Source organism: Clostridium cuniculi, from assembly GCF_004353185.1.
GTDB lineage: Bacteria > Bacillota > Clostridia > Clostridiales > Clostridiaceae > Clostridium > Clostridium cuniculi.
The window spans coordinates 69,976-76,990 of sequence record NZ_SMUS01000019.1; the positions used below are offsets into that span (position 1 = coordinate 69,976).

The window sequence follows — 7,015 nt, forward strand, 5'->3', positions numbered from 1 at the left end:
TATAAGACAGTCTTTTTACTATTTATAATTATTTTTATAGTACGTGAGTTCCTTCACCTATATTACTTGTATAAAATGATGGTGTAATTCCTGTAACCTTTTGATATGCTACTGATACCTTTTCCTTAAATTCTTCAACCTTATTATTATTTACTAGAGCAATTGCACATCCACCAAATCCAGCTCCTGTCATTCTGGCTCCAATACATCCTTCTATCTTTAAAGCCTCATGTACTAATGTATCAAGATGAATACCTGTAACCTCATAATCATTTTCAAGAGACATATGAGATGCTGTTAACAATTTACCAAACCCTAATATATCATTATTTTTCAGCATTTCCATACTATTTTTAACTCTTTCATTTTCAGTAACAACATGCTTGGCTCTTCTTTTTAGAGTTTCATCAGTAATAAATGATTCTATATCATCTATTGTTGCTTGACAAAGATTATCTAACTTTTCATTTTTATTTTCATTTATAATTTCAAGAGCTTTTTCACACTCTGCTCTTCTTTCATTATATTTTGAATCTGCAAGTTCTCTTCTCTTGTTAGTACTCATTATAACTAAACTATATTCTCCTAAATTTAAAGGCGCATATTCATAGTAAAGAGATGCACAATCTAGAAGTATTGCATGATCCTTCTTACCTACTGCAACTGCAAATTGATCCATAATTCCACAATTAACACCAACAAACTCATTTTCAACCCTTTGACAAATCTTAGATATCTCAACCCTATCAATTTGCTCTGGATTTTCTAAATAAAGTATTATATATGCCATTAACACTTCAAGTGCTGCTGAAGATGAAAGTCCCGCTCCATCTGGAATATTACTATATAAAACTATATCCATTCCTGGTACTTCATGCCCTAAATCCTTAAGTGCTTTTATAACGCCCTTTGGATAATTGCCCCAATCATCTTCTTTCTTGTAAACTAATTCTTCATCTAGATTAACTATTACCTCTCCATCAACATTCTTAGATCTCATTCTTATTTTATTATCATTTCTTAATGATAAGGCAGCATAAATCCCAACTGTTAATGCTCCAGGAAACACAAATCCACCATTATAATCTATATGTTCACCAATTAAATTAACCCTTCCTGGAGATAAGAAAGTTTTTATCTCTCTATTATCTACTCCATATTCACTTTTAAATAACTCTATCATTTTTTCTCTATTCATATTATTTCTCAACCTCTCTTAAATTATTTTAAAGTACTGTGCTTAGGAATCTTTCTAATGCAGCTTGTCCTTTTTCATTTCTCTTAAATACTCCTGCATCTTCAAGAACTTTTGCAAATATATCTCCTACCTCTTTTCTTAACAACACTTTAGCTTCATCGTAAGTTAATGAAGAAGTTTCAGACATCATTCTTTCTATCCATGGTATATGCTTATTAATTTCATTATTCTTTTCTGCTTCTGTTCTATTATAAGTTACCTCACCACAAAGAATTTTAGCTATAGTATCTAACTCCTTTTCTAATCGTCCTGGTAAAACAGCAAGTCCCATAACTTCAATTAATCCTATATTTTCTTTCTTTATATGATGAAGTTCTTTATGAGGGTGGAATATACCATCTGGATGTTCTTCTGAAGTTCTATTATTTCTTAAAACTATATCTAATTCAAAAGCTTCACCTTTTCTTCTTGCAATTGGAGTTACCGTATTATGTGGTGTATCTCCACTAAATGCTACTATATCATTTTCTTCATCAGAATAATTTTTCCATGCTTCAAATATATCCATAGCTAAATCTATAACACTTTTTTTATTATTTCCCTTTATTCTAACTACAGACATTGGCCATTTAACAGTTCCAATTTCAAGCTCTCCATATTTTTCACTTTCATAATATTTTTCTACAATAGCCTTTTCCATAGGGAATTTATGTCTTCCCCCTTGATAATGATCATGAGTCAATATTGAACCGCCTACAATAGGTAAATCTGCATTAGATCCTATAAAATAGTGTGGTAAAACCTCTGTAAATTCAACTAATCTTTCAATTGAATCTCTTGTTAATCTCATTGGTTCATGTTCTCCACTAAAAACAATACAATGTTCATTATAGTAAACATATGGTGAATATTGTAAAAACCATTCTTTATTTGTTAGTTTCATAGGAATAATTCTATGATTTTGTCTTGCCGGATGATTTATTCTTCCTGCATATCCCACATTTTCTTTACAAAGCAAACACTTTGGATATGTTACTTGTTTCATAAGTTTTGCTTTGGCAATTTCCTTAGGATCTTTTTCTGGTTTTGATAAATTAACTGTAATTTCTAAATCACCATATTCAGTTTTAGCTGGCCACCAAAGATTTTTAGCTATTCTCTCAGTCATTATATAATTTGAAGCTTTGCTCAAATCATAAAACCAATCTGTAGCCTTTTCTTTTGATTCATTTTCATATTTATCATAAAAAGTTTTAACAACTTCCCCTTCTCTTGGCATCAATAATCCCATTATCTTTGCATCAAACAAATCCCTAAAAGTCGTAGTGTTCTCTTCTATTAACCCCACTTCAGCTGCATAATCTAAAATATTATTTAATATTTCAACTGCACTCTCTTCCATATCCTCTTCTACTTCTCCTTCAAAAGGCGCTTCTACTTTTAATAAATCTATCAATGCATTTCTAGTTGGAATTATGTCCCACTTAGAAATCATCTCTTTTTTCAAAGCAAATTTTAAAAGCCTTTCAATTTCATACCCAATCTTATTCATAATTTTCACCATCCACTATTAATTTCATACTATTTAAAATATATTTTAAACTTAATATCATAGATTATTTTATATTGTTACAGTTAAATATCTCTTGAATAACTAATGTTGATGCACCAACTACTGCGGCATCTCTACCTAATAAGCTTCTAATTATCCTTACATTTTCACTTGATAATTTAAGCCCTCTATTTTTAACTATTTCACTTAAAGTTTCAATAGTATGTGTTGTATTCTCAAATATCTCTCCAACAACTACTATTGCTGTAGGATTTAATATATTTATTAAATTGCTAATAGCTATTCCAATATACCTAGCTGCTTCCTTTAATATTGTTATAGATAGCTCATCACCATCGCTGGCTGCTTTACATATATCTTCTATTGATAAATTGTTTATATCATCTATATCTTTACTAAGAGAACTATTTACACCTTGCTTTATAAGCTTAATTGCTTTTCTAATTATATTGTTATTAGATGCAACAGTCTCAAGACAACCATAATTTCCACAGTTACACTTATCACCATCTGCTTCCACTACTATATGCCCTATTTCTCCTGCACTAAAATTAACTCCATAATAAGGAGTATTGTTTATAATAATCCCTGCTCCTATACCATTTGATATATTTAAAGTTACAAAATTAGCTATATCCTTTGTTGCTCCAAACCAACTTTCTCCTAATGCCATTGCCCTTACGTCATTATCTACATATACAGTTAATCCCAGTTCTTCTTCTAACTTTTCTTTTATATTTATATTTTTCCAACCATAGTATAAAGCATGTATAGATATTCCCGTTCTTGCATCAACTATACCATGTAAAGCTACGCCTACTCCTAATATTTTCTCTTTATCTATTTTGCTAGTTTGAACTACTTCATTAATTAAATTAACTAACTTCCTAAAAACTAAATCATAATCATCTCTTTCATCTTCTATTCTCATAGTCTTTTTTATTATTATATTAGCTGAAAGATTAGTTATAACTACATCTATGACTCCAACACCTATACATACACCTATTACATATCTAGCATTTGGATTAAATTCTAATATTATTGGTGGTCTTCCTCCACTAGATTCTCCTATCTTACTTTCTATAAGAAAATTATCCTCAATTAAAAATTTTGTTATATTGGTAACACTAGCCGGAGTCAAACCAGTTAATTTGGCGATCTCTGCACGTGATAGGCTTCCATTATCTTTTATAACCTTAAGTACAGCTGAAACATTTAATTGTTTCATTAACTCAAAGCTACCTCTTAATATTTTACTCATCTTATCACTTCTTTATTAATTATTTTAATAAAGTCTTCAAAAAAATTTTTCTTTCTTTTTAAAGACTTTTGAAATTGTTTTCTTATCTTAATGTTATCATATCTTTATTTTTTGTCAATATACTTTCAGTTAACTTACTATAAAAGCTAGTACAAAATTTAACTGTCTTTGTTAAGTAGACAGGAATCAGTTCAAATTTGTACTAGCCTTTTCTTTTTCTTATTAATCTAAAATCATTATTTAACTACTTTATATATTTTAAAAGAAAGATTATCTAACTTTATTTCTCTTAAATTTTCAACACTTTCTGTAAGTAAATTTACTGCTTTTGATTCTGAGTTTATATTTACTAAAACACTCTCATCACCATTGTTAAATATACATAGAATTTCTTCACCATCTAAAACTCTCTTAAAAGCTATAACGTTATTTTTACAATAAACCTCTTCAAAATCACCATGTATAAAAACCTTATTATTTTTTCTAATATTAATCATATTTTTATAAAAATTGAATAATTCTCTATTTTGCTTTTCTTCCTGCCAAATCATACATTTTCTATTTTCAGGGTCATCTCCCCCATCTAGTCCAACTTCATCTCCATAATATATATATGGAACACCCATATATAAGAATTGATATGCTATAGCAAGTTTCATTCTATTAATATTTCCATCACATTCATTATAAATTCTTTTCGTATCATGACTTCCTATTAAATTCCACATTTGTTTAGTTATGCTATCCATATATAATACTCTATTTTCTGCCATTATATCTAGAAACTCTCTTCCATTTATAATTCCTTTAGCAAAAAAATCTATAATAGCATTTTTAAAAGGATAGTTCATTATTCCATCTAATTGGTCTCCCTTTAAAAAAGAGTTAGCTTCATGCATTATCTCTCCAATTATTATTGCATCACTTTTAGCAGCTTTAACTCGTTTTCTAAACTCTCTCCAAAACTCATGTCCAACTTCATCACAAACATCAAGTCTCCATCCATCTATTCCGATTTCCTTAATCCAGAACTCTCCTACCCTTAATAAATATTCTCTTACTTCTTTATTATTAGTATTAAGTTTAGGCATATTATCGCAGCCATTAGCAAAAGTATAGTACTTATTTTTCGCTTTCTTTACTGGCCATGTATCTATAAAGTACCATTCCTTATATTTTGATTCTTGTTGATTTTCTATTAAATCTTTAAAAGCAAAGAAATCTGAACCTGAATGATTGAATACAGCATCAAAAACTATTTTAATTCCTAACTCATGTGCCTTTTCTACAAGCTCCTTTGCTTCTTCTAATGTTCCAAACTGTGGATCTATATTAAAATAATCTTCAGTATTATATTTATGGTTAGTGTCAGATTTAAATATAGGTGTAAGATAAATTAAATTCACACCTAATTCTTCTAAATAAGGTAACTTCTCTATTATCCCTCGTAAGTCTCCACCATAAATACTTCTTCTATGAACTTTCCCTTTTCCCCATTGACCTGTTCCCTGAAGATTTATTGCAGGGTTTCCATTATAGAACCTATCAGGGAATATTTGATATACAACAGCTTCTTGTAACCACTTAATTTCTTTATATAAATCTTCCTCTGCTATATAAGGAAACTGAAAAGAATTCATATCATTATACTTAAATTCTGGATTTACAAATCCTCTTTCATTATATTTAAAGCTTTCTTCATTCATATCAATAAATTCAAAATAATATCTATATCTATTTCTAAAAACTGATATTTCTGTTTGATAATATGTGAAAAGTTCTGTTTCTGCAACTACATTCATAGCTTTTTTATTATATGGATTTTCCCAATCATACCTATCTTTATAATAAATATAACATTCCTTAACATCATTTCTTGCTACTCTAACTCTTACAATCAAAGTATCCTTATCTTTTCCATAAGAATAAGGAGTATCTAAAATATGAAAAACAGCATATTTATTCATAAACTTCACCTCTATTTTTAAAACATTTACATAATTATTATAAAAATTTTTCATACTCTTGATTGTATATTTATAATATAATATATATATAATTAATATGATTTTCTATATTATGGGGGGTAATTGTTATGTATGAAAGTTTTATTTCTGACTTAAATATTTTTAGTAATGAATTTTCTTCTTTTATTGACACTAGTAATAGACCTGCTATTCTTCATAAAATTAAACAAAAACATATTGGTGAATTAGAAGATGATTTAAATATGGAGGATAAAAAAATTGATTTATATATATGGAATGCAATATTCTCTAAAGAAATTATAAGACATGGTATTTCTAAGAAATATCTTCATACTCTTTATAATGAATATTATGTTAAAATTCCAACTCTTAATGATTTAAAATCTCTTCAAGAATTAGAAATAGAAATGGCTGAAGCCTATCTTGAGTTTTTAATTAGTGATATAGAAGTTAAGGATAACTTTATAGTAAACAAGCTTCTTCAGCACCTTCATATGAATATTGAAAGTTTTATGTCACTTGAAAAAATATCTGAACATCTTGGAATAACACCAGAATATGCATCAACTTGTTTTAAAAAACATATGGGAATATCTCTAATGAAATATTCTAAGAAAATAAAAATAGATAGGGCTAAAGTGTTATTACTTACAACAAATAAAAGTATGCTTGATATAGCAATATCATTGGGCTTTTATGATCAAAGCCATTTTTCAAAAACCTTTAAAGCCTTTGAAGGAATGTCCCCTTCCGAATTTCGCAACACACACTATAACTAAATTCTTCGCTACGTGGAAGCGAAAAAATGAAATATTTATTTTCCAGTAACCGTGAAATTTTCACCTAGAATTTATATAATTGATTCCGTAAAGTTTGCTAAAGTTTTTAAACTCGCTATTCGCTCAAACAGTAAAAACTTCTTTACGCAACTTTACTCCATCAATTATTAAATTCTACGGCTTAATTTCAATGGTCCTTCCAAATTAATATTT

5 protein-coding genes are annotated in these 7,015 nt (G+C 28.5%); 1 reads left to right on the top strand and 4 read right to left on the bottom strand.

Features of this window, described 5'->3' with window-relative positions; all coding sequences use genetic code 11:
* Window positions 1-34: 34 nt before the first annotated feature.
* The 4 genes from EJJ37_RS11090 to EJJ37_RS11105 all read right to left on the bottom strand — a co-directional run bounded on the left by EJJ37_RS11090 (window position 35) and on the right by EJJ37_RS11105 (window position 6,002).
* A complete protein-coding gene (locus EJJ37_RS11090; protein ID WP_133015648.1) occupies window positions 35-1,198 on the bottom strand; it encodes a galactokinase in 1,164 nt (387 codons plus the stop codon).
* 28 nt (window positions 1,199-1,226) lie between these two features.
* The gene (gene galT / locus EJJ37_RS11095) at window positions 1,227-2,750 is read right to left on the bottom strand and encodes a UDP-glucose--hexose-1-phosphate uridylyltransferase (protein ID WP_133015649.1); all 1,524 of its coding nucleotides are present in this window, start codon (window positions 2,748-2,750) and stop codon (window positions 1,227-1,229) included.
* A gap of 64 nt (window positions 2,751-2,814) precedes the next feature.
* Window positions 2,815-4,035, bottom strand: coding sequence for an ROK family transcriptional regulator (locus EJJ37_RS11100; protein WP_133015650.1), 1,221 nt, complete (start codon window positions 4,033-4,035; stop codon window positions 2,815-2,817).
* A gap of 236 nt (window positions 4,036-4,271) precedes the next feature.
* The gene (locus tag EJJ37_RS11105; protein WP_133015651.1) at window positions 4,272-6,002 is read right to left on the bottom strand and encodes a glycoside hydrolase family 13 protein; all 1,731 of its coding nucleotides are present in this window, start codon (window positions 6,000-6,002) and stop codon (window positions 4,272-4,274) included.
* A gap of 128 nt (window positions 6,003-6,130) precedes the next feature.
* On the opposite strand from EJJ37_RS11105, the gene EJJ37_RS11110 reads away from it, so the two are divergent.
* The gene (locus EJJ37_RS11110; protein WP_133015652.1) at window positions 6,131-6,802 is read left to right on the top strand and encodes a helix-turn-helix transcriptional regulator; all 672 of its coding nucleotides are present in this window, start codon (window positions 6,131-6,133) and stop codon (window positions 6,800-6,802) included.
* Window positions 6,803-7,015 lie beyond the last annotated feature (213 nt).